We start from the raw sequence: 23,013 nt of genomic DNA, 5'->3' as shown, positions 1-23,013 counted from the left end.
AGGGGTAGTTCCCTCTTTTTATATAAAAGGAGAAGATTTAAATGAAAAGAGTACTAGCTGTATTCTTTACGATAATGTTTATGATTGGTACAGATACTTTCTTAATTTCACCACTTTTACCGACATTACAACAGGTATATCATGTTTCAACTGAGTTGTCAGGGTGGATGGTAAGTTCATATGCTTTAGGATACGCTGGATTTGCACTTATTGCTGGTCCTATATCAGATGGCTTAAACAGAAAAAAAGTGATGGTAATAGGAATGAGTTTTTTTGCGTTAAGTACGTTTTTATGTGGAATGGCACCGGGTTTTCTATGGATGCTAGCATTTAGATTTTTAGCAGGTGTAAGTGCAGCCTTTGTATCTCCACAAGTGTGGGCATCTATTCCGCTCCTTATAGAGAAGGAGCAAATTGTAAAGGCGATTGGGATTGCAACAGCAGGGTTATCAATCTCTCAAATTTTAGGTCTACCAGTAGGGTCGTATGTAGCAATGATACACTATACTACACCATTCTTCGTCATTGGTATATTATCAGCACTACTTGTCATTCTTATTTATGTAGTATTACCAGAAATACAACCGGTTCATATAGGTGGAAATAAAACAAATATCTTAAAACGCTATAAACAATTACTTACAGATTCAAAGGTTTCACTTTCTTATTTTGCATATTTTGTTTTTCAAACTGGTAATTTTGCTGCATTTTCATTCTTTGGCGTATGGCTTTCCATTCAATTTGGCTTACAAATTCATGAAATAGGAACAGCTATGCTCATATTAGAATTAGGGAATTTAACTGGGAATATTTTTGGTCCTAGAATCGTAAATAAAATTGGTTATAACCTTTCTTTCTATGGCGGCATTCTATTTACAGCAGTGCTATATGTATTACTTCCTCATGTAAAGAACATTATATTTGTGGAGTTATTATTCTTTGTTTTATTTTTTGTGACAGGAATTTTGTTTGTATTGATGATGAGGCACTTACAAAACATGTCCAGTGTAGCAAGAGGAACAGGAGCAGCTCTTGCTAATGCTTCGATGTATATTGGTCAAATGATAGGAGCGGCAATAGCAGGACTGCTATTTGCTGCATCTCACAATTTTATATTTGTAGGTAGTTTTACTGCTTTCCTATATGTAGTTGCTTTATTATTGTTTAGAAAAAGTGAAAAACTTACTGAAAATCATGAAACAGGAATTGCGTCATAAAGCCTGTTCAAATAAAAAATAGCTGTATTTCTTCGGTTGAGGTGACATCAAATAAAACGAGTACAAGAAGTGCAGTTAGTGTAGCAATGAAAATGTCAGTTGAAAACCAAATATGAAATATATTAAATCAATATTAGAAGAGTAATAATACACGAAGTAGTTTTTAAGTGCAGAAGCTACAGAAAGTAGAGAAATAGTGTATAGGCATTGTAACAAAGTTATGGAGAATCCAAAAATAAAAATCCCTACAAAGATAGGGATTTATATATCGGCATATAGTTCCTTGGAAAAGGATATATGTAGTTTAACATATAGGACTACTTATATTTGTGAAATAGATGTGAAAGTAATGTGAAAAATGCTGAAAGAAAAAACTATTTTAATAGAGGATAATTTAGATTAGGATATGGATTTTACATAAATGCTGTGTTATATTTCTACTTAACTGTTAATAATTACATGTTTTAATTTTATTGGGGATAAAAGGGAGAGGTTTAAATGCAATGGTATTTGAAAGCTCTAAAGAATTATGGGAATTTTAGTGGTAGAGCTACGCGAAAAGAGTACTGGACTTTTAGTTTATCGAATATCGTAATTTTTTGGTTACTGTTATTTTTATCATCATTTTCAGAGGTGTTAGTTGCTATTATTGCGTTGCTATTTATGTTAGTAATGATTATACCAAGTTTTTCGGTTGGTGCACGACGATTGCATGATATTGGGAAAACAGGATGGTGGCAACTATTAAATTTCGTACCGTTTGGTAGCGTTGTTTTACTTGTATTTTTTATCATTGAAAGTGAAGAAAGTGGCAATCAATACGGACCAAATCCGCATTCAGATTTAAAAGAAGCGATTTAATAAACCTATTATTAAAATGGTTTGCACGGGCTAATATTATTAAGTGGATCTCTAGGCCTATATGACTTTTGAAACTGTAAAAATGGGAAGAATAAAGGCAGAGAGAATATAGCATGGCAAGAAGAAAAAATTCTAAATAAAAAGCACTGTTTTAGCTAATGTAACTAAAACAGTGCTTTTCTCTTTGATTGAACTGTTGCTGCATTTTCATCATGTATGCCTGCATCTTTAATAATTCGTTGTTTTGCTTTATTTAATAGATGGTCTACTGCTTCACCAAAATAATTAGCTTCGCTTTTTGTGCGGGCTTCTCGTAAACATTTATAGTTTTCTAGCAGTTCCTCTTTTTCAGTGTTTGTTAAGAAATCTTCTATTTTCTTTTTTGTCATACGAAACACCCTTTCTTCTGACAAACGACGCAATAGAAAATATTTATTGTTTATTATAGCAATAATTTTTAAAGAAAGTATAGACTAACGTCGTAATAATTTGTCAATTTCTTGAATCTTCTCATCAGCTTTCCCAATTTGTGAATTTTTAGCCTGCTCACCACCAAGCGCTTGGTGCAGTAAGAAAGTCTGACCGGAAATAGCAGTCACAATGGATACTTTTATAATTTCTTTTATTAAGGTGACATCGAATAAAACGAGTCCAAGAAGTGCAGCTAAGCTACCAGTGAAAATATCAGTCAAAAACCCAAAGTGGAAAAAAGTTTTCAAACGGCGTGGAAGCAATAACTTGCCTTGGTTATTGATAAGATGGGAAACGAAACCGGTAATGCCACCAACGAGAACAGCAGTTAGCCATTGATACATTTCCATCGAATCCACTCCTTTTAGTGAATAAGATTCGATTCTTTTATATTGATTCCTTTTAATATTTCATAGAAGCATATTGAGAAAGTTTGTTTGGGTTTATTACGTATTCAATTTAATTATAACAGAAAAATCTGATATATTTCAGTCTATTATATGAAGCGGTTATTCCTTAATATGAATGTAGAAAGAGGTGCGTGATATGAATATAGATTATCGAATAAGAAGTGTAGATGGTTATACAAAAAATATAGGGGAATTAGTAAGCATGCTGGAGCATACGAGGGCTGTAACATTACAGGAAATAAACGATCTATCTGTTGAGCAATTAGATTTCATTATGACGAGTGGAGGGAATTCCATCGGAGCGTTACTAAAGCATATAGCAGCTATAGAAAAAGCCCATCAACTTATTTCATTTCAAGAGCGCGACTTTACAAAAGAAGAATTAGAAATATGGGAAGACGGACTGTATTTAGGGGAAGCGGGGAGAACAATTCGTGGTAATGAAATACAGTATTATGTACAACTTCTACAAAGTGTTCGAGAAGAATCTCTGAAGTATTTGAGTGAACAAGATGATGAATGGCTTATGTCAGAAAGAAAGTGGCCTAACGGTGTAGTGCATAACCAACACTATCTGTGGTTTCATGTGCTAGAAGATGAGGTTAGTCACCGTGGACAAATTAGAATGATGAAAAATAAAATATTTGAAAATTGCGTTAAATGAGGTAGCTTTTTAAATAAATATTCCATATAATGAGAGTAATTAAAATGAGAACGGAGTGATGTTTTATGGCGAAAATAACGTATATGAATCATAAACCAAATACAAAGGTGGATGGAAAGGGCGAGACTGTATAAGTGAGCGCACGATCCTTCCGCTTAGCTTAAACTAGGGAGGATATCAATTTGAATCAAAATATTTTAGAATCATTCGGCTGGGATTCTTTTTTTGAAGAACAAGCTGTAGAGAACTTTGAAGTAGGGCGTATTTTACTAGAGCATAAACATATATATCGAATTATTTGTAATGATGGTGAATATATGGCAGAGCTGTCTGGAAAGTTTCGGCATGAAGCAGTAACGAAGGGAGATTATCCAGCGGTTGGTGATTGGGTGTATATAAAGAAAATAGAGAATGAAAAGAAAGCAATTATTCATCGTATTTTTCAAAGAAGAAGCTCTTTTTCTAGACAAGAGGCTGGTAATCGAACGGAAGAACAAGTAATAGCAGCAAATGTAGATTATCTATTTTTAGTAAATGCGCTTAACCATGATTTTAACGTAAGAAGAATAGAACGTTATTTACTATTAGCGTATGAAAGTGGTGCAATGCCTGTTATTGTTTTAACAAAGAGTAGCTTATGTGAAGACGTGGAACAGAAAATTGTTGAAACGGAAGCTGTGGCAATTGGTGTTCCGATCTTCGTCGTTGATAGTTTAAAGCATACTGGTATTGAATCGTTGCAGCAATTTGTTTCTTCAGGAAAAACAATTGCTTTAGTCGGGTCATCGGGGGTTGGAAAATCCACTTTGTTAAATGCACTCATAGGACTTGAAGTAGCAAAAACGGGAGATATTCGTGAGGAAGATAGTAAAGGAAGGCATACGACAACTCATCGTGAATTGTTCCGATTACCGAGTGGTGGTTTAGTTATTGATACTCCGGGTATGAGGGAGCTACAGCTTTGGGAAGGAAGCGATGCAATTCAAACAACATTTTCTGATATTGAAGAATTAGCAAAAACGTGCCGTTTTAGGGATTGTAAACATGAAAATGAGCCAGGGTGCGCAGTGCATAATGCAATTGATAACGGAATTATTACGATAAATCGTTTGCAAAGCTATAAAAAATTACAAAGAGAACTGGCGTATTTTATGAGAAAACAAGATGCTATTCTTGCGAGAGCAGAGCGTGATAAGTGGAAAAAGATTTCTAAACAGCATAAAAAAATATGAAAAGCCAAAGGGTGGTTCCCTTTGGCTTTTTTTGCATTTGTAAATTTTATAATAATATTATTCAAATATATAGACAAAGGGAATTTAATTGTTTAAACTTTACAAGGTATTCATCGTAATAGATTATGAAAATAATAATTTAGGGATGGGGAATGTTTACAACTCGCTAGATTTAACTATTGAAATTGAAAAGCAGGAGGTTTGTAATGGGTAGACTATTAAATTGGTTTCGTGATATGAAAGTAGCAAAAAAACTGCTAATTTCGTTTTTTGTCATTTTAATTGCGGCTGTCTCTATTATTGGAGGCATGTCTTATCAAACAGCTAAAAAGAATTTTGAATCACAAATTACGAGCAGTGCTCACGACAATATAAAAATATTAGATAATTTAATCAATCAAATGATTGAGGCGAAATTTAACGATGTAAATAATTTTGCACGAGTGATTCAAGGTAATATGTATCAAGGGGATAATCAAGATGAATTAAGAAAAATGTTATCTCAATATATTAATTTGAATAAAGATGTTGAACAAGTATACGTTGGTGGGAATGATAAGAAATTTGTGCAAGAACCAAATATACAAATGGCAGCAGACTATGATCCAACAGAACGTTCTTGGTATAAAGATGCAGTGGCAAAACAAGGGGGTATTGTCGTTACTGAGCCGTATAAGGCGCAAGGAAATGGACATATTGTCGTAACAATTGCAAAACAAGCAGAAGATAAAAACGGTGTTGTAGCAATAGATTTAAGTTTAGATAATTTATTAAAAACAACAAAGTTAATCAATATCGGTAAAAAGGGATATGCTTTCATTTTAGATGGAAAACAAAAAATAATTGCACATCCTCAAGAAAAATCTGGGGAAAAAGCAGCTGATTCTTGGGCGAAGAAAATTTATGAGGATAACCATGGTGCTTTTTCATATATGTATGATGGCAGCGAAAAACAAATGGTATTTGCTACAAATGTAAAAACAGGTTGGAAAATCGGTGGAACGATGTACTCAAATGAAATAATTGAAGCTGCGCAGCCTGTATTTTATAATATGTTAATTGTTATGTTCATTTCATTAGTTATAGGCGGAGCACTTATTTATTTTGTGACACTTTCTATAACGAAGCCATTAAAAAGATTAGTTGCCACTTCTAAAGAAATAAGTGAGGGAGATTTAACGCAAACAATCGAGATTCATTCTAATGATGAAATTGGCCAACTTGCAAAAGGATTCAATGAGATGACAGATGCATTGCGAACGTTAATTGGAAGAATTAATACTTCGGCTGGACATGTTGCAGCAGCATCAGAAGAGCTAACGGCAAGTGTAAGACAAGCGAGTGAAGCGACTGAGCAAATTACAATGGCAATGGATGAAATATCGAGCGGGGCAACAACGCAAACAACGAGCGTAGAAAATGGTGCAATGTTATTATTTGATGTAACAGAAGGAATTCAGCATGTAGCAAATAGTTCATCATCAATTAGTACCGCTTCTGCTCATACTCGTGAAAAAGCAGAAGATGGCGGGAAACTAGTCGGAAAAACAGTAAATCAAATGCAGTCTATTGCAGAATCTGTTTCACAAACAGATGAAGTTATACAGTTGCTAAATAATAAATCAAAACAAATTGGTGACATACTAGAAGTCATTCAAAATATTGCAGATCAAACGAATCTTCTAGCTTTGAATGCGGCAATTGAAGCTGCAAGAGCAGGAGAGCACGGAAGAGGATTTGCAATTGTTGCAGATGAAGTACGTAAATTGGCGGAGAAGTCTAGTGTATCTTCTAGTGAAATTAGTAAATTAATATGTGAAATACAAGATGACATGAGTAAGACGGTAAAATCTATGGGGCATGTAAATGAAGAAGTTCAATCTGGACTTGTTATTGCGAATGAAACGAAGCAAAACTTTACTGAGATTTTACTATCTACAAATGAAATTGCAGATCAAATTAAAACGATGGTTGAAACGGCTAATGGGATGTCAAGAGGTGCAAATGAAGTGTCTATTTCAGTAGGTCAAATTGCAATGACAGCACAGAACAATGCGACGAGTACTCAAAACGTTGCAGCATCAGCAGAAGAACAACTAGCGTCCATTGAGGAGATTAGTTCGGCGGCTGGTACATTATCTCAAATGGCTGAAGAGTTACAAGGGTTAATTGAAAGATTTAAAGTGTAACAGAGGACAGACTACTCCAAAATAGCAGTATGCGATTTTGGAGTAGTCTGTTTTTATTATGTAACATGAAATGGGATAGAGAGTATTTTTATGATGTTTAAAGGTATATCATGTATAATATTTGTCGAAAAATAGAGGTATTTGTTTGCTTTGTGTATAATTATAATCGTATAAAATGCAAATAAAGGAGATTACTATGGGAGTTTATTGGGGTACCAAAAGACATTCTTGGCTTAGTTATGTCTCATTTTGGTTAAGTATTTCATTTTTTATTGTCTTTTTAATTGAAGTGTTTATTTTAAAAACACTTTCGAATAGTTCGGTGCAAATTGTTAAATATTTTTATTTTATACTTGTACCAGTAAACATCTTTCTTAGTTTAAAGTTACTCTTTAAGAAGAATGAAAAGAAAGCATTACCTATTTTTAGTTTCATTGTATCATTATTATTTACAATTTTAATACTAGTATTAGCGTTAGTAGCTACGGGGAAATTCTTTTAAGGGGAGTGATAAAAGTCACTCTTCTTTTTTGTTATTGTAAGGAAATACTAAGCGGAGGATGGACAAAGAGTGCATTTACTTATGTTTGATATGATTGGAAAGCGTTAGAAGCATATTAAGAAATATAATGAGAGACAATTCATATAATAATGAAGAGAATCAGGTGTTTTACATGCAATTATGAAGCAAATGAATACGGTAAAAACGACGATATATGGTACAATACATATGGATAGTGATAGAGATAAAGGGTATATAAAATACTCATCGTTTTTTAGTAAGAGAGGGGTTATCTTATGCTATACGAGGATTTGATGACATTATTTCAAGCAGCTCCGAAAGAAGAAGGTAGAGGCGGCTGGAAATATATAATCCAGGAACGAAATGATAAATATGAAATTGTTGATGAACTGTTGAAAAATCAAATGAGTGTTGAATTGTATTTTAATGAATATGATGAGGTGAAAATCACTTTATATAAAGATGGAATGCCTATTTCTACTATGCAAAGAATTGCGATTTCAAAAGTTGAATTAGACGAAGAGGAAGAAGGAATTCAATTCGTTTTAGAACGTATGCCTAGTCGGATGATTCGGTTGCAATTAAAGCCATATTTAGCACTCGAAATGGGGCCGTACTGGGAAGTATGCGATGATTGTGAATGAACATAAAAGAAGCATCCGATAACATGGATGCTTCTTTTATGTTTTTTGAAGTTGTTTAAAAGCAATAATTGGCAGTAAAATGATGCTGACCCATCCAATTATAGGATATAGAATGTGGAGTAATTCACTGTAACCAATGTAACTAAAGCAATAACTAATTAGTAAAATGAAGAAAATAATATTGTTACTTTTCCATCCGGTGATGGATTGCATTTGTTTTGTCATTCCGAACACATTACCAACTAAAGTTGTGAACACTTCACCGAAAATGATAAGAACAAAGAAAAAGTGAAAAGTTGCATTGAATTTTCTTATGACTTCAGCCATTGGGATATTATATTGATAAAATTGATCGACTGATAAAATAGCTAAATGGCTACATAATAAAATTAAAGAAAGTCCTGCACCGCCTAAAATACCGCCCCATAAAATGGCCTTTCGATCCTTTACTTCACTGGCTAACGGGACGAGAACGCTTTGGGCGAGAGAAAGATTTAAGGCGACATATGTAATAGGACTAGTAATCCACTTCATATTCCAGCTTTCTGCAGGAATAGTGTCACTAATAGGAGTTGTACCGTGAAAAAAAGTTGTAATAGCAAGTCCGATAATAAAAATCATCATAATAGGTACGACAAGTGTATTAACTTCAAAAACCCCTTGTAATCCGCGACTACCTATAATCAGACAGGCGATCAATATAATGAAAATACCAAGTTGTCTTGGTAAACGAAGTTGCTCTTCAAATACCGCCCCAGCTCCTGATAACATAACGCTCGTTACACCAAATAATACGAGTAATAATAGTGTGTTTACAACATTGCCAAATACATCCCCAAATAAATATTTGTTAAATTCTTGTGCTGAAAATGCACCGATTTGTGATGAAAGTAACATCATCTTTGTGCCAAGCCAAATAAAAAAAAATCCACTTACACATATGCCAATTGTTCCATATAATCCGTTCACTGTAAAAAATTCAACGATTTCTCGTCCAGTAGCAAATCCAGCTCCAACGACTGTTCCAATATAAGTAGCAGCGACCTTCTTTGCTACTTGCCATTGTTGATTGTCCATGTTATCCCTCTTTCTACTACGATGAGCTTGATTTACTATTATGCATATGTATGAGCTTGGACAATTAGACGTATGAAGTGTTTGAAAACATACATGAATTAAAAGATATTAGGGAAGTATTAAAGGTGTTAAAACTTTGTTACATATGAGCCAATCGTTCGAAAGGATAGGAAATGTATGGTAACATGTAACTAGGTTATGAAAAGATAAACATTATGAAATGATAAGAGGAGTGGATTGTATGAGTACGAAAACAAATGTTGTTGAAGTATTAAACAAGCAGGTAGCAAACTGGAATGTGTTATATGTAAAACTACATAATTATCACTGGTATGTGACAGGACCACACTTCTTTACGTTACATGAGAAATTTGAAGAGTTTTACAATGAAGCTGGAACAAATATTGATGAATTAGCAGAACGTATTTTAGCGTTGGAAGGTAAACCGCTAGCGACAATGAAAGAATATCTTGCAACATCTAGTGTGAGTGAAGGGACAAGCAAGGAATCTGCAGAAGAAATGGTGCAAACATTAGTGAATGATTACTCTGCACTTATTCAAGAATTAAAAGAAGGTATGGAAGTTGCTGGCGAAGCTGGCGATGAAACATCAGCAGACATGTTGTTAGCGATTCATACAACATTAGAACAACATGTATGGATGCTAAGTGCGTTCTTAAAATAAATATAAGTATATAAAGAAAAAAGTCGTTGAAAAATTCTTTCAATGGCTTTTTTTGTCATTTTTCAGTTTTCTTTTATGCTATAATATAGTAAAAAGGAGGCGATGCGATGTTTCGCTTTTTCAGAACTGGAAAAGAAGAGCGTGAAATTACGAAAGATGAATTAGAACAAGCGATGGCTAAGTTTCTAGAAACGAATGCTAATATCGTTTATACAGTATTAGTAAATGATGATTATACAGTAAATTATGATTTGTTAAAGCCGTATTTACTTGCATTTCCAACAAATAGTTTTCTTATTACGAAGGAAACGCTTGAGGTATTTGAACATACAGAAGAAAATCTAAACCTAGTTAAAGAAATTGATATCGTACAAAAAGCAGTAGATCAGTACGTAACAGAAAAAGAAATGTTTCCACTTGTTGAAGGTAGTGAAGAGCGTCTTATATGCGGGATGAAATTAGGGCCGTATTTAAATCGTATATTAAAAAGAGACCTATATATTTCAGAAAAACATTATTTAGTTTCAAGTAAACCGGACAGAAAAAAACAAAAGAGTGGGTAGATGTATTGAGAACAACAATAAATATATTGTTGTCTTTTTTTGTTTTTAAAAATATTGATTTTTCTGTTTATTAAACTTTATACTAAACTTATTGGACGAAGAGAAGTAATGATTAAGTATTGTTAGCGTGAGTTATATACAGTGATTACAGAATGGTATAAAGGTTTGAAAAATAAATATTATAAAAGATTACGGGGGAATGGATGTATGAAAAATAGTATGACTTACATTCAATTATTAAATGAAACGTTACATTGTTACGCAAATAAAGGGAGTTTGGAAGCGTACACTTATATAATGGAGCATGCTAAAGGTGTAGTGGGGAATAAAGCGCAAATATATAATTTTAAATATGCGCTAGCGAGTGCAGCGGGGCTTGAAGAAGAAGCGTTACAGATAATGAAGGAAGCTATTATAGACAATGGATTTTGGTACGGAAATGAGTATTTAATTTCGGACGATGATTTAACACCACTACATAAATTTGAAGAGTTTCATAAAATGGTTCAATTATGTAAAGAAAGAGAAGAATTAGCAAAGAAAACAGAACGAGCAGACGTGAAATATTTAGACAGCAATAAAGAAGGAAAACTATTCATTGCAATGCACGGGGATCAAGAAAATATAGAAATAATAGAACCATATTGGAAATCTGTTTTGACACAAGATTATACGTTAGCTTTACCACAATCTTCGCAAATTCAGTTTTCAGATGGATTTGTTTGGGACGATATACATAGAGGGAAAGAAGAATTAAAAGAGCATTACGTTACGTTTATAGAAAATCATACAGTAGAAAGTGTAATAATTGGTGGTTTTTCTGCTGGCGCAAGAGTAGCTTTGTATACAATTTTACAAAAAGATATAGATGTAGATGGTTTTATTTTTGTGGCGCCGTGGCTTCCAGAGATTGAAGAATGGAATGAGTTGTTGGGAGTGCTACAGAATAAAAATATAAAGGGATATATAGTGTGCGGGGATCAAGATGAAGATTGTTTCGAATGTACGCAGCAATTTGTACAATTATTAAGAGATAAGAATATAGAACATGAGTTTAAAGTTGTACCCAATTTAAATCATGATTATCCTAAGGGTTTTGATGAACTATTAAAAGAAGCTATTGAATATATAGACGACAAAAATAATAAGTAGTAAAAAAGGGAGATACATCATAATTGATGTATCTCCCTTTTGTCATTATAAATGAAAAGCATTTGCTAGTAAGCGATAAGAATTCAATTTATCTTCAAATCGATGAGTAATTGTGACAATCATAAATTCATCAGTATTGTACGCTTTGCTTAAGTTTACGATTTGTTCTTTCACAGAAGATGGATCACCGACGATCATACGTTGACGATTTTCTTTTATACGGAATAAATCATAAGCGCTGTATGAATAATTTTGTGCAGTTTCGATAGAAGGAGTACCAGTTGTACGCTTTCCTTGTTCTAGTAATAAGATTGATAAATCTAAACTAGAAGCAATTTTTTCCGCCTCTTCATTCGTTTCTCCGCAAATAACAAAAATAGAGACGATTGATTTTGGTTTATCTCCTAAATAAGAAGGTTGGAACTGTTCTTGATAAGCATTCATTACTTCAGGGCCACCGTATCCGTTAATGAACTGTGCGAATGCAAAAGAAGCACCTTGTTTTGCGGCAATCATTGCACTCTCTCCGCTAGAACCAAGCATCCACATCTCGGGAGATGTTGGAATGACAGGAGTAGCCTTTAAATTTGCATAATGATGGTTTTCTGGTACTTGATCATGTAAGTACATTGCAACATCTGCAATTTGTTCTGGGTATTGATCAAGTGAGACCATTTTGCCTTCTTGAAGTGCGCGAGTTGCAATTGGCATACCACCAGGTGCTCTGCCGACACCAAGATCAATACGATTTGGATAAAGCGCTTCTAAAACACGGAAATTCTCAGCCACTTTATATGGGCTATAGTGTGGCAACATAACACCACCTGAACCCACTCTCATACGATCTGTTTTTGCTGCAATATGTGAAATAAGTATTTCAGGACTTGAACCAGCAAGGCTGACAGAGTTGTGATGCTCAGATACCCAAAAACGTGTGAATCCTAATTTTTCAACTTCTTGTGCAAGTGTAACTGTATGTGAAAAAGCTTGGGCTGCTGTACTACCATCTGAAATAGGGGATTGGTCTAACACACTTAATTTGATCATAGAATATACCTCGCAATCTTAATGTACATCCTATTATATATTTACTTACGAAAAATGCGTAATAAAATGCTCAAAATAAAAAATGGATAAACCACTTATCCACTTTTAACGAGGAAAGCCTCGTTCATAATGATTCATTTCGACTAAATTTAATATATATTCGTAGTTATCAATCTCAAGTTTTAGTTGTTCACGCTCTTTTTTAGATAGTTGTTTACTACTAAGTTTGTTGCATAGTTGGTGTTTCTTTCCTTCTAAATACTTCTTTGTAGCGTTGTAGTCGTAAGTTTGTTTCATTTTCAACCACTCCTTCTTTGCCGTTGCTATATTATACGAAGCGTGATGAGGTGTGAAAGCTAACTCTTATGTACTTTTAGTGAATATTTCACTTGCTATGTTGTTATGTTTATAGGAATTTATGAATAAAATGCACTAAACCACTAATGCCCATTTTATCCCGCATTAACGGGGAGTAAAACTCCCCATAAATGCCTGATTGGTTCAACTAATAATCAGTGGAGGAAGAATCTCCCGCTAATTATAGTTTCACTTTATGAAGTAAGGGGTGGAATTGTGCAGAAAGATATAATGTATAACACTGAGATGGATGAAGTGTTGAAAGTTATAAATAAAGGGTTAAAGAAGACGACTCGTCCGAAGCAAATTATAGTAGTAGGAGCCGGTATGGCTGGGTTGGTTTCGGCGTCTTTGTTAAAAACTGCAGGACATGAAGTGAAGATTTTTGAAGCAAACAACCGGGTAGGTGGTCGTATAGAAACGATTAGAATGGAAGATACCGGATTATATTTGGATGTTGGAGCAATGAGGATTCCGTATTCGCACACATTAACGATGGCATATATAAGAAAATTTGGGCTACAGGTAAGCCCTTTTATTAATAGAAATGAGACAGATATCGTTTATGTAAATGGCCGAAAAACGACATTAAAACAATATGAAAAAGATCCAAGTATATTAAAGTATCCTGTGGAAATGAATGAAGTCGGGAAAACGTCAGAGGAGCTATTATTACTAGCAGTGCAGCCTATTATAAATTTTATAAAAAAGAACCCAGAGAAAAATTGGGATATAGTAGTAAAGGATTTTGGGAGATACTCTACAGGACAATTTTTAAAGTATCATCCTTATCAATATAATACTTACTTTTCACCAGTAACAATCGAGATGATCGGTGTTTTATTAGATTTAGAAGGTTTTTTGGAAAGGTCATTTGTTGAGACGTTACGCTTTTTATATATTATGCAAGAGGAGAGTGGCTTTTGTGAAATAGTAGGAGGGAATGATAGATTACCAAAGTCATTTTTACCACAATTAGAAGAAAACATTATATATAATCAAAAACTAATGAAGCTACAACAACACGATAATGGTGTAACAGCTTTTTATCGAAACGAGGAAACTTTTGAATATAGTAGTATTACAGGGGATTTAGTTATTATTACAATTCCATTTTCGACAATGCGCTTTGTGGAAGTAGATCCATTTGATTCTATATCTCATGAAAAATGGAAAGCAATTCGTGAATTGCATTATATGCCAGCAACGAAAATAGGAATTCAATTTAAAAGTCGATTTTGGGAAAAGCAAGGACAATTAGGTGGCAGAATTATAACGGATTTGCCAATTCGTTACGCTTATTATCCAAGTCACGGAATTGGAGAGAAAGGCCCTGCTATGATGTTAGGAAGCTATACATGGTCTTATGATGCGTTGTTATGGGATGGCTTATCAAAAGGTGACCGTATTTATTATACATTACAAAACTTGGCAACAATATTAGGCGGTCAAGTATATGATGAGTTCATGTCTGGCATATCAAAAAGTTGGACATTGGATCCATATGCACTTGGAGGATTTGCGCTATTTCAGGCAGGTCAAGAATCCGAACTACAACCAGTTATTATAAAACCAGAGGGGAGATTATACTTTGCAGGTGATCATACAACGTTATATCACGGATGGATACAAGGTGCAATTGAATCGGGCGTTCGTGTAGCGGTAGAGGTGAATGATTAAAATGTGTAAAATTCAGAAATTTCTTTACTGTATAGTTTAAGGTGGATATTATTATATATAAAAGAATTAAAAGGAGTGTTGAAAGTGAATCCGTTATTATTCGATTTTCCTTCTGAATTTTATACTGAAAGGCTATTTATTCGAATGCCGAAACCAGGTGACGGTAAAGCTGTATACGATGCAATTCAAGCTTCTATGAAAGAATTAAAACCATGGATGGTTTTTGCACAAAAAGAGCAAACAGAGGAAGAAGTAGAAGTGAGCATTAGAAAATCGCATATTCAATTTTTGCAGCGTGAGGATTTAAGATTGCTAGTTTTTTCGAAAGAAACAGGTGAATTTATTGCATCAGCTGGATTACATCGTATTAATTGGGATATACCTCAATTTGAAATTGGGTATTGGATTGATTCAAGGTTTAGTGGAAAGGGTTATATGCTAGAGGCTGCAAAGGGTATAATGGATTATGCTTTTTCTGAGCTGAAAGCAAACCGCGTAGAAATTCGATGTGATTCTTTAAATAAGAAGAGTAGAGCGATACCTGAGAAATTAGGATTTAAGTTAGAAGGTACATTGGAAAGTGCGAGTGTAGCGGTAGATGGAAATGGATTAAGGGATATGTGTGTATTTGCCATGACTAGAAATACATATGAAAAAGAAGAGCTGTAAAGAAACAGCTCTTCTTTTTGTGTATTATGGTACAGGATGTCCATTAGAGCTTTCGAAAATTGTAAACCATTGTTGACGATCTAAATTAACTTTTGTAGCAAGAGCGGCTGTTTTAACACGATCTAGTTTACCAGATCCAACGATTGGCATCATGTTAGCAGGATGAGCAAGCAGCCATGCATACATAACTGTATCGATGCTAGTAACATCTAGTTCAGTAGCAACCTTTTGTAACGTTTCACGTACACGTACGGCACGTTCTGATTGACCAGTAAAGATTTCTCCGCCAGCAAGAGGCGACCAAATCATAGGATTGATTCGCTTTTCTTGGCATAAATCAATTGTCCCTTTTTCGAAATGTTCAAGCTGCATCGCAGATACTTCAATTTGATTTGTAATGAGCGGGAAATCTAAATAAGAACTTAACATATTAAACTGTGAAGGTAAAAAGTTAGATACACCGAAGTGACAGACTTTTCCTTCTTGCTTTAAGCGTGAGAACGCTTCTGCTACTTCATTTGGATCCATAAATGGATCAGGGCGATGAATGAGCAGTACATCAATATAATCTGTATGTAAGTTTTGTAATGAGTCTTCCGCGCTTTTTATTATATGTTCAGCACTAGTATTGTAGTGCGCAACATATCGCTCTGGAAATTTTGGTGATGGGGGAGCGATTCCACATTTTGTGATAATTTGCATGTCTTCGCGTAAGGAAGGCTTGAGTTGTAACGCTTCTCCAAATAATCCTTCACACGTATAGCCGCCATAAATATCAGCATGATCGAAAGTAGTAATTCCCATATCCATACAAGCTTCCATAAAAGAAAGTAACTCATGCTTTGTCATATTCCATTCTGCTAAACGCCAAAAACCTTGAATAATACGAGAAAATTCTAGTGTTTCGGCCATTTGAACTCGTTCCATTATAAGTACCTCCTTGATGAATGAATCATTTTTTGAAAAGGCTTTCTTGCTACATATTATTATATAGTTACAGTATCGTACATACAACAAATATGTTTTGCTACAAAAACGATTTTCTCTATATGCTATAATGTAGAAACATATAGCTATAAGGAGATGTAATGGATGATTCCAGTAACAATATTAACGGGTTTTCTAGGGTCAGGAAAAACGACATTATTAAATCGTATTTTATCAGAGAATCACGGTCAGAAATTAGCAGTGATCGTAAATGAAATAGGGCAAATTGGTATTGATAATCAGTTGATTATGAATGTAGAAGAAGAGATTATGGAGATGACGAATGGATGTTTATGTTGTACTGTACGTGAAGATTTACTCGTCGCTTTAAAACAATTACTGGACGTAAAAGCAGAAGGGAAAATGGATTTTGATGGATTAGTAATTGAAACGACTGGTCTTGCAAATCCAGGTCCGATTATTCAAACATTCTTTCTAGATCCTGTTATTCAATCTGCATACCAAATTAACGGCGTTGTAACAGTAGTAGATAGTTATCATATACATAAACATTTTGAAAAAGGACTAGAAGCAAAGGAACAAATTGCATTTGCTGATGTCGTTTTAGTAAATAAATTAGATTTAGTGGGTGAAAGTGAAAAGGAAAATCTCTTGCGGGAACTGCAAGGTATTAACCCAACTGCAAAGTTAATCGAGGCGACTAACTGTGATGTGGATATTCAATCGTTACTACAAATTCAGACGTTTAAAACGAAAGATACGTTACAAATTTATCCCCATACAGAGCATAATCATCTAGAAGGTGTAAAATCGTTTGTACTGCGTGAAGAACGTCCGTTAGATTTACAAAAACTAAATGAATGGATGTCAGCTGTCGTTCAAGAACTAGGTGAATATTTATATCGCTACAAAGGAATTTTATCGATTGATGGAGTAGATAAACGTATCGTTTTCCAAGGTGTGCATACATTGTTTGCTGCATCATACGATAGAGAGTGGCAAGAGGGCGAAGAACGAGTAAGTGAAGTCGTGTTTATCGGAAAAGATATTAATAAAGAATGGTTCCAAGAACATTTTGAGGAGTGTGTGAAATAAGTCTGCATATATTGCAGGCTTATTTTTTGGAATTAACTAAGTACCCTATGGAAAAATGCTAGATTGCAAAAGACGAAGGATAATAAAAAGCCCGTTTTCACAGGCTTGTATGTTCATCTAATAGTAACTCCATTACAACACCTACAACTGGACCTTCGTCATCAATATCACCATTTAAACGGAAACCAAATGACTCGTATAATCCCATTGCGAGTTTGTTGTCTGGATGTAAACTTAAATAAATTATTTTACATTCAAATTTATCTTGTAAGAATTGAATGAGTATGCGAAGGAAACGTTTTGCGTATCCTTTTCCTTGATATTGCTCGTCAATCATAAAGCGATCTAACCACACACTTTTACGTTTTTCCCAATACCATCCATACATTGCGTATCCTACTAGTGTTTCTCCATCATATAAACCTACTGACGTTCCGTTTCCCTCATATAATGCTTCTGCTAGAGAAAACGCATTGCTTTCAATAAATTGCTGCTGGTCTTTTGCGACGTTTAAAGCAGCTACCGAACGCCAATTTTTTGCTGTAACTTCACAAATGTGAAGAGTCATAATTCCAACTCACCTTCTAAATTAATATAGCTTAAAAGCTAATATGGATAATTTTACTTGTTATTTTGGTCAAGTCAAGTAAGAACAAATAAAAAAGAAGCTGAATGACATATTCAGCTTCTTTTAAAAATTTGATTAGTTAGTAGCTTCTTTTAATGTATTTACGTTTTCTTCCATTAAAGTGAAGTAATCTTTATTATTTTTCGCATCGTCTTCAGAAATAGTAGCTAAGTGATTTAAGCGTAAAATTTTTGTACCCGTCTCTTTTTGAATTACGGACGCTACCTTTGGTGTAGAGAATGTTTCAAATAAAATATATTGTAGATTATGTTCTTTTACTGTTTTTGTAATGTCAGCAAGCTGTTTTTGAGATGGTTCATCAGAAGCTGAAATACCAGCGATAGCAATTTGTTTCAGGCCATAGCGTTGTTCCCAGTATCCATAAGCTGCGTGAGAAACTAAAATATCTTTCGTTTTTGCATTCGCAACTGCTGCTTTAAATTGATCGTCTAAATCAGTAAATTTTGTTTGAAGTGCTGCGAAGTTTTTTTCGAACTCTTGTTTATGATCAGGTTGTAATTCTACAAGTGCATTTTTAATTTTTTCTGCCTGTTTCATTGCTAAAGTAGGATCTAACCAAATGTGTGGGTCTTTATCGTGATGATGTTCATCCTCTTTATGACCGTCTCCGTGATCATGATGCTCTTCTTCAGTAGAAGTACGCAGTTCAATACCTTTTGATGCATTTACAATTTTAACATTTTCTTTTTGTAATGCTTTTTCCATTTTTTCAGCAAATGGTTCTAATTCAGCACCGTTATAAACGAATAAATCTGCTTTTGCAACTTTTACTGTTTGTTTTTGACTTGGTTCAAATGTATGTGAATCTGCACCAGGTGGGTAAATCGCTTCAACAGTTACATAGTCGCCACCAATTTTTTTTGCAAAATCTGCAAGAGGAAAAATAGTAGTATAAACAGTTAGCTTTCCGTCTTTCTTGGCATTACCTTCTTTTTTATTTGAGCAGCCAGTAAAAATTAAAGTGAAAATAAGTAAGAATGAAAATATAGTCAATCTTTTAGGCATGAAGTTCTCCTCTTTTCTTTTTTTACGGATATATTTTCCCCAATTATAGAAGAAAAATATCATTTTAATGCAAAACGGAATAATTACGTTTTAGTTTGCGAACTTAGTATAATACATCTTTTATAAAGTTGCAATAAATAATAATCATTCCGATTTGTTTTTGTTATAAAGTTGTCAAATTTGGATGTATTATTTTTAGGAATGCATGCATATGTGACAACGCTACGTTCATATATTTGAAAGGAGGGTGTAGAGGGGGATGAGTGTTTGGGTTACTTAATGGAAGCTATTTTATTGATATTAGCGGTAGTATTACCATTAGCATTAGTCTTAATTTTTTTAAGAAGATTAATAAGTAATTTAGGAGATGCATCAACAGTAACAAAATTGCGAGAGAAAGATGAGAAAAAAGAGTGAGTAAAGCACTATGCGTACGCATAGTGCTTTACTTGTGGTAAAATGAGAGCAGGAAACTCCTAAAAGTTGTATTTTACTGAAGGAGAGAAAAGTAAAATAAGAGGTATATGCATATATGAATAAGCGAACAGCGTTAGTACTTGGTGCAAGTGGTTTAGTTGGACAAGAGATAACGCGTCTATTACTTGAATCAGATTACTACGATTCGGTTACTATTTTTGTAAGGGAACCAATGCAATGGCAACATGAAAAGTTACAGCAAAAGCAAATAGATTTTTCGATGTTAGAGGAATATAAAGAGTTTTTTGCTGTAGATGACGTATTTAGTTGTCTAGGAACAACAATCAAAAAAGCAAAAACAAAGGCAAATTTCAAAAAGGTAGATTATGAATATACGTTACGAGCTGCTTGTTTAGCTGAAAAACAAGGGGTACAAAATTTCCTTGTTGTGTCTTCAATGGGAGCAAAACCTAAATCGTTTTTCTTTTATTCGCAAGTTAAAGGGAGAATGGAAGAGGAATTACAAAAGTTAGTCATTGGTGGTATTCACATTTTTAGGCCATCTTTATTAGTAGGAAATCGACAAGAATTTCGTTTCGGTGAACGAATGGCTGAAAAGTTATCTCGTATCATTCCTTTTATATTTAAAGGGGCTTTCAAAAAGTATAAACCTATTTCAGCTAAAGATGTGGCGAAAGGAATGTATATAACTGCATTGCGAGAAGAATCGGGTATCCATATTTATAATTCAAATGAAATTACAACGATAGAATAAATAAAACCGAGAAGAATGACTTCTCGGTTTTATTTATTTGTAATGATTTTCCCCGGTGCTCGTTTGTATTGATACGGTTCTTCTAACTCAAAGCTAAGTTCATTGGCGGCTATTCTTGGAAAGTAAGGATTGCGAAGTAACTCACGTCCGATAAAAATTAAATCTGCTTCGTTATTATTTAAAATTTGTTCTGCCTGTACTCCAGTCGTAATCAAACCAACAGCCCCAGTTGCAATGTTAGCATGTTCTTTAATATGTTTAGCATATTGCACTTGATACCCGGGATATACATCGATGTGTGCCGGAACAACAGCTCCAGAACTACAATCAATTAAATCTACTCCTTGTTCTTTCATCAAGTTTGTATATGGAACGTAATCTTGAACCGTTAAACCGTCAGGATGATAATCGTTTGCTGAAATACGAACAAATAACGGTCCGTTCCAAACTTCATTTATTGAGTCAATGATTTCACGTAAGAAACGATAGCGATTTTCAGGTGAACCTCCATATTCATCAGTCCGTTTATTAGAAAGTGGAGAAAGAAATTCATTAATAAGATAACCGTGAGCGCCGTGTATTTCAATAACGTCAAATCCAGCTTGTTTGGATCGCATTGCAGCCTCTTGAAAAGCTAATATGGTCTTTTTTATTTGCTGTATACTCATTTCTACTGGGATTTTCATAGTTTCATTAAACGGAATTGCGGATGGAGCGAGAGCATCCGTTTTTAATTCAGCTTTTCTTCCGGCGTGAGCAAGTTGAATGGCGGCTTTTGCGCCGTTATCATGTATAAAAGTTGTCGTTTTATGTAAGCCTTCAATTAGGCTATCATCCCATATACCTAGGTCTTTATTAGAAATTCTTCCTTCAGGTAACACGGCTGTTGCTTCGATCATAACTAAACCAACTTGACCAGCAGCTCTTGTTCCGTAATGAACGTGATGGAAATTAGTTACTTGGCCATCCTCGTTTTCTGATGAATACATGCACATAGGTGACATAACGATACGGTTTTTTAATGTAACGTCCTTAATTGTATAAGGTGAAAAAAGTTCAGAATTCATCCAATAGCCTCCTAGATTTAATTTTCTTACATTTTATCATTCTTGTTTTTGTTTCCCTAATAAAACGCTTATACGAAAAATTTTGTCTATTCGTGTTACAATAATTAATATGAATTGAATTGGAGGATGACATATGTACCAGGCTTATTATGAAAGTGAATTAGGCTTGCTGGAAATTACAGCGAACGATAAAGGAATTACGTCTGTTATATTTGTTGATGAGAGACAAGAAGAACATAAAAATGAAATGATAGATCAATGTATAAATGAGCTAGATGAATATTTTAAGGGGAAAAGAAGAGAGTTTACGGTCCCACTGTCTGCTGAGGGAACAGCATTTCAAAAAAATGTATGGGATGTGCTCTATACTATCCCTTATGGCGTAAGTGCTTCATATTTAGATATTGCAGAGAAGGTCGGAAATACGAAAGCTGTACGAGCGATAGGAGGAGCAAATAGTCGTAATCCAATTTCAATTATCGTTCCGTGTCATCGTGTAATAGGAAAGAGCGGGAAGCTTGTTGGGTATGCGGGCGGTTTATGGAGGAAAGAGTGGTTATTAAATCACGAAGGTATTTTGAAATGACGTATGGATGGGAAGAGGGATTGTTTTGAAATGTATAAATTGTGGGCAAATTTGCGAGGGAGATCGGTTGAATTGTGAAAGTTGCCAGCGGACTTTGCATACTGAACAAGGTGAAGGATGCTCGCTAATAGACAAGGAATTAGAAGTATATGTAGGTAGACAATATCGGTATTACAAAAGGAAATGGGAACTTGAGGATAAGCGGATTGCTAGGTGGAGCTGGAATGGTTGGGCTGCTATTTTCAATGTGGGTTGGCTTGGATATCGTAAGTATTATGTATCTGCAGCATTATTTTTACTGTTATTAGTAGCATGTGATGCGTTTTCTTATTATATGGGCTTCAACGTAGCATTACCAATCATTAATATGGTGCCTCTTACGTTTCTGTTACTCATTTTTATTCTGTTTGGGATGGGGATTTTTGCAAATGGATTATATTATCAATTTGCAGAAAGACGTATATATCGAATAAAAGCACGGGGAATTCAAGATGCATCGGTTGAAAACTATCTCATTCGTGATAGTGGTGGAACGAGTAATGTAGGAGCGACAATCGTTACGATTTTAGCGGTTGCTAGTATCTTTTTCAGCCATTTCTTTTTCCCGACAGATCGAGATATTATTCAAAAAGTTCGTACAAGCTCGCTTTATGAATATCCGTTCTTTTCCATTGGTGAATCGTTTGAAAGTTACTTTAGAAATCCAGGTTGGATATATTATCGTGGAACGGAAGGATTAGAATTAGTAGAATTCCAAGGGGTTAGTCCTGATATGCCAAGGAAGAAGGTGAAAATCCAATTTGTTGTTGATTATAAATTGGGTGAGATTGAGCCGTACTCACTTACGATTAACGGCGAATCTAAAAATGAGGAAGAATTTTTGAAGATAATGGACGAAATATTTAAAGTTCAAAACCCATTTGATATAGAGGATGGATTACAAGTAAAAGAAATAGAAAAAGAAGTGGATAGAAGAGTGTTCTATCAGCTTCTTTTTTTACTGTACAAAAATAATATTTGAAATAATCTG

General features: G+C 34.4%; 26 protein-coding genes. 17 read left to right on the top strand and 9 right to left on the bottom strand.

The window, feature by feature from the left end; translation table 11 throughout:
* Window positions 1–41: 41 nt before the first annotated feature.
* Together JDS82_RS11715 and JDS82_RS11710 are read left to right on the top strand one after the other, a co-directional pair.
* Window positions 42–1,217 carry an MFS transporter gene (locus JDS82_RS11715; protein ID WP_199713308.1) on the top strand — a complete coding sequence of 392 codons (1,176 nt, stop codon included), beginning with the start codon at window positions 42–44 and terminating at the stop codon, window positions 1,215–1,217.
* 498 nt (window positions 1,218–1,715) lie between these two features.
* Complete coding sequence (locus tag JDS82_RS11710) at window positions 1,716–2,078, top strand: DUF805 domain-containing protein (RefSeq protein ID WP_199713305.1); 363 nt, start codon at window positions 1,716–1,718, stop codon at window positions 2,076–2,078.
* A gap of 164 nt (window positions 2,079–2,242) precedes the next feature.
* Here JDS82_RS11710 and JDS82_RS11705 read toward each other — a convergent pair whose 3' ends face one another.
* A complete protein-coding gene (locus JDS82_RS11705; RefSeq protein ID WP_000162604.1) occupies window positions 2,243–2,467 on the bottom strand; it encodes a hypothetical protein in 225 nt (74 codons plus the stop codon).
* Window positions 2,468–2,551: 84 nt separating this feature from the next.
* On the bottom strand, window positions 2,552–2,899 hold the full coding sequence (locus tag JDS82_RS11700) for a DUF4257 domain-containing protein (protein ID WP_000426319.1): 348 nt from the start codon (window positions 2,897–2,899) through the stop codon (window positions 2,552–2,554).
* 196 nt (window positions 2,900–3,095) lie between these two features.
* Between JDS82_RS11700 and JDS82_RS11695 the strand changes: the two genes are divergently transcribed.
* The 5 genes from JDS82_RS11695 to JDS82_RS11675 all read left to right on the top strand — a co-directional run bounded on the left by JDS82_RS11695 (window position 3,096) and on the right by JDS82_RS11675 (window position 8,211).
* Window positions 3,096–3,623 (top strand): DinB family protein, encoded by a 528-nt coding sequence (locus JDS82_RS11695; protein WP_001018111.1) that lies wholly within the window; start codon window positions 3,096–3,098, stop codon window positions 3,621–3,623.
* Between the two features lie 182 nt (window positions 3,624–3,805).
* The gene (gene rsgA / locus JDS82_RS11690) at window positions 3,806–4,855 is read left to right on the top strand and encodes a ribosome small subunit-dependent GTPase A (RefSeq protein WP_001073065.1); all 1,050 of its coding nucleotides are present in this window, start codon (window positions 3,806–3,808) and stop codon (window positions 4,853–4,855) included.
* Window positions 4,856–5,061: 206 nt separating this feature from the next.
* Window positions 5,062–7,044, top strand: a complete 1,983-nt coding sequence (locus JDS82_RS11685) for a HAMP domain-containing methyl-accepting chemotaxis protein (protein ID WP_199713302.1) — start codon at window positions 5,062–5,064, stop codon at window positions 7,042–7,044.
* 196 nt (window positions 7,045–7,240) lie between these two features.
* Window positions 7,241–7,546 (top strand): hypothetical protein, encoded by a 306-nt coding sequence (locus tag JDS82_RS11680; RefSeq protein ID WP_000539573.1) that lies wholly within the window; start codon window positions 7,241–7,243, stop codon window positions 7,544–7,546.
* A gap of 296 nt (window positions 7,547–7,842) precedes the next feature.
* Complete coding sequence (locus JDS82_RS11675; protein WP_000965083.1) at window positions 7,843–8,211, top strand: DUF3979 family protein; 369 nt, start codon at window positions 7,843–7,845, stop codon at window positions 8,209–8,211.
* Between the two features lie 36 nt (window positions 8,212–8,247).
* Here JDS82_RS11675 and JDS82_RS11670 read toward each other — a convergent pair whose 3' ends face one another.
* Entirely contained in the window at window positions 8,248–9,288 is a 1,041-nt protein-coding gene (locus JDS82_RS11670) for a YkvI family membrane protein (RefSeq protein WP_000370199.1), read from the bottom strand.
* A gap of 241 nt (window positions 9,289–9,529) precedes the next feature.
* Here JDS82_RS11670 and JDS82_RS11665 point away from each other — a divergent pair, with 241 nt between their 5' ends.
* From JDS82_RS11665 to JDS82_RS11655, 3 genes are all read left to right on the top strand, one after another.
* Complete coding sequence (locus JDS82_RS11665) at window positions 9,530–9,973, top strand: Dps family protein (RefSeq protein ID WP_000105195.1); 444 nt, start codon at window positions 9,530–9,532, stop codon at window positions 9,971–9,973.
* Window positions 9,974–10,080: 107 nt separating this feature from the next.
* Window positions 10,081–10,536 (top strand): DUF3939 domain-containing protein, encoded by a 456-nt coding sequence (locus JDS82_RS11660; protein ID WP_061671840.1) that lies wholly within the window; start codon window positions 10,081–10,083, stop codon window positions 10,534–10,536.
* 207 nt (window positions 10,537–10,743) lie between these two features.
* The gene (locus JDS82_RS11655) at window positions 10,744–11,688 is read left to right on the top strand and encodes an alpha/beta hydrolase (protein WP_064056298.1); all 945 of its coding nucleotides are present in this window, start codon (window positions 10,744–10,746) and stop codon (window positions 11,686–11,688) included.
* A 45-nt stretch (window positions 11,689–11,733) separates the two neighbouring features.
* Here the strand turns inward: JDS82_RS11655 and JDS82_RS11650 are convergent, their stop codons facing one another.
* Window positions 11,734–12,735, bottom strand: a complete 1,002-nt coding sequence (locus tag JDS82_RS11650) for an LLM class flavin-dependent oxidoreductase (RefSeq protein ID WP_000594048.1) — start codon at window positions 12,733–12,735, stop codon at window positions 11,734–11,736.
* 105 nt (window positions 12,736–12,840) lie between these two features.
* Window positions 12,841–13,032, bottom strand: a complete 192-nt coding sequence (locus JDS82_RS11645; protein ID WP_000815501.1) for a DUF3896 family protein — start codon at window positions 13,030–13,032, stop codon at window positions 12,841–12,843.
* 276 nt (window positions 13,033–13,308) lie between these two features.
* Between JDS82_RS11645 and JDS82_RS11640 the strand changes: the two genes are divergently transcribed.
* A complete protein-coding gene (locus tag JDS82_RS11640; RefSeq protein ID WP_064056299.1) occupies window positions 13,309–14,772 on the top strand; it encodes a flavin monoamine oxidase family protein in 1,464 nt (487 codons plus the stop codon).
* 84 nt (window positions 14,773–14,856) lie between these two features.
* Window positions 14,857–15,441 carry a GNAT family N-acetyltransferase gene (locus JDS82_RS11635; RefSeq protein WP_199713300.1) on the top strand — a complete coding sequence of 195 codons (585 nt, stop codon included), beginning with the start codon at window positions 14,857–14,859 and terminating at the stop codon, window positions 15,439–15,441.
* Window positions 15,442–15,465: 24 nt separating this feature from the next.
* Here JDS82_RS11635 and JDS82_RS11630 read toward each other — a convergent pair whose 3' ends face one another.
* On the bottom strand, window positions 15,466–16,368 hold the full coding sequence (locus JDS82_RS11630) for an aldo/keto reductase (protein ID WP_199713294.1): 903 nt from the start codon (window positions 16,366–16,368) through the stop codon (window positions 15,466–15,468).
* A 165-nt stretch (window positions 16,369–16,533) separates the two neighbouring features.
* On the opposite strand from JDS82_RS11630, the gene JDS82_RS11625 reads away from it, so the two are divergent.
* Entirely contained in the window at window positions 16,534–17,484 is a 951-nt protein-coding gene (locus JDS82_RS11625) for a CobW family GTP-binding protein (protein WP_199713291.1), read from the top strand.
* A 97-nt stretch (window positions 17,485–17,581) separates the two neighbouring features.
* Here the strand turns inward: JDS82_RS11625 and JDS82_RS11620 are convergent, their stop codons facing one another.
* Together JDS82_RS11620 and JDS82_RS11615 are read right to left on the bottom strand one after the other, a co-directional pair.
* Window positions 17,582–18,052 (bottom strand): GNAT family N-acetyltransferase, encoded by a 471-nt coding sequence (locus tag JDS82_RS11620; RefSeq protein ID WP_000172415.1) that lies wholly within the window; start codon window positions 18,050–18,052, stop codon window positions 17,582–17,584.
* A 135-nt stretch (window positions 18,053–18,187) separates the two neighbouring features.
* Window positions 18,188–19,138, bottom strand: a complete 951-nt coding sequence (locus JDS82_RS11615; protein ID WP_199713290.1) for a metal ABC transporter substrate-binding protein — start codon at window positions 19,136–19,138, stop codon at window positions 18,188–18,190.
* 267 nt (window positions 19,139–19,405) lie between these two features.
* Between JDS82_RS11615 and JDS82_RS11610 the strand changes: the two genes are divergently transcribed.
* Both JDS82_RS11610 and JDS82_RS11605 read left to right on the top strand, forming a co-directional pair.
* On the top strand, window positions 19,406–19,555 hold the full coding sequence (locus JDS82_RS11610) for a hypothetical protein (protein ID WP_000540925.1): 150 nt from the start codon (window positions 19,406–19,408) through the stop codon (window positions 19,553–19,555).
* A gap of 115 nt (window positions 19,556–19,670) precedes the next feature.
* Window positions 19,671–20,330 carry an oxidoreductase gene (locus JDS82_RS11605; RefSeq protein ID WP_001042748.1) on the top strand — a complete coding sequence of 220 codons (660 nt, stop codon included), beginning with the start codon at window positions 19,671–19,673 and terminating at the stop codon, window positions 20,328–20,330.
* Window positions 20,331–20,359: 29 nt separating this feature from the next.
* Here the strand turns inward: JDS82_RS11605 and namA are convergent, their stop codons facing one another.
* Window positions 20,360–21,397 (bottom strand): NADPH dehydrogenase NamA, encoded by a 1,038-nt coding sequence (gene namA, locus JDS82_RS11600; protein ID WP_199713288.1) that lies wholly within the window; start codon window positions 21,395–21,397, stop codon window positions 20,360–20,362.
* 133 nt (window positions 21,398–21,530) lie between these two features.
* Between namA and JDS82_RS11595 the strand changes: the two genes are divergently transcribed.
* Window positions 21,531–21,983 (top strand): methylated-DNA--[protein]-cysteine S-methyltransferase, encoded by a 453-nt coding sequence (locus JDS82_RS11595; protein WP_000283889.1) that lies wholly within the window; start codon window positions 21,531–21,533, stop codon window positions 21,981–21,983.
* A gap of 7 nt (window positions 21,984–21,990) precedes the next feature.
* The gene (locus JDS82_RS11590) at window positions 21,991–23,004 is read left to right on the top strand and encodes a DUF2628 domain-containing protein (protein ID WP_199713286.1); all 1,014 of its coding nucleotides are present in this window, start codon (window positions 21,991–21,993) and stop codon (window positions 23,002–23,004) included.
* Window positions 23,005–23,013: the final 9 nt, after the last annotated feature.

Source organism: Bacillus cereus group sp. N14 (assembly GCF_016483555.1).
Classification (GTDB): Bacteria; Bacillota; Bacilli; order Bacillales; family Bacillaceae_G; genus Bacillus_A; species Bacillus_A wiedmannii.
The sequence above is the reverse complement of the archived record's forward strand: the minus strand, read 5'-3'. Positions and strand labels throughout refer to the sequence as shown.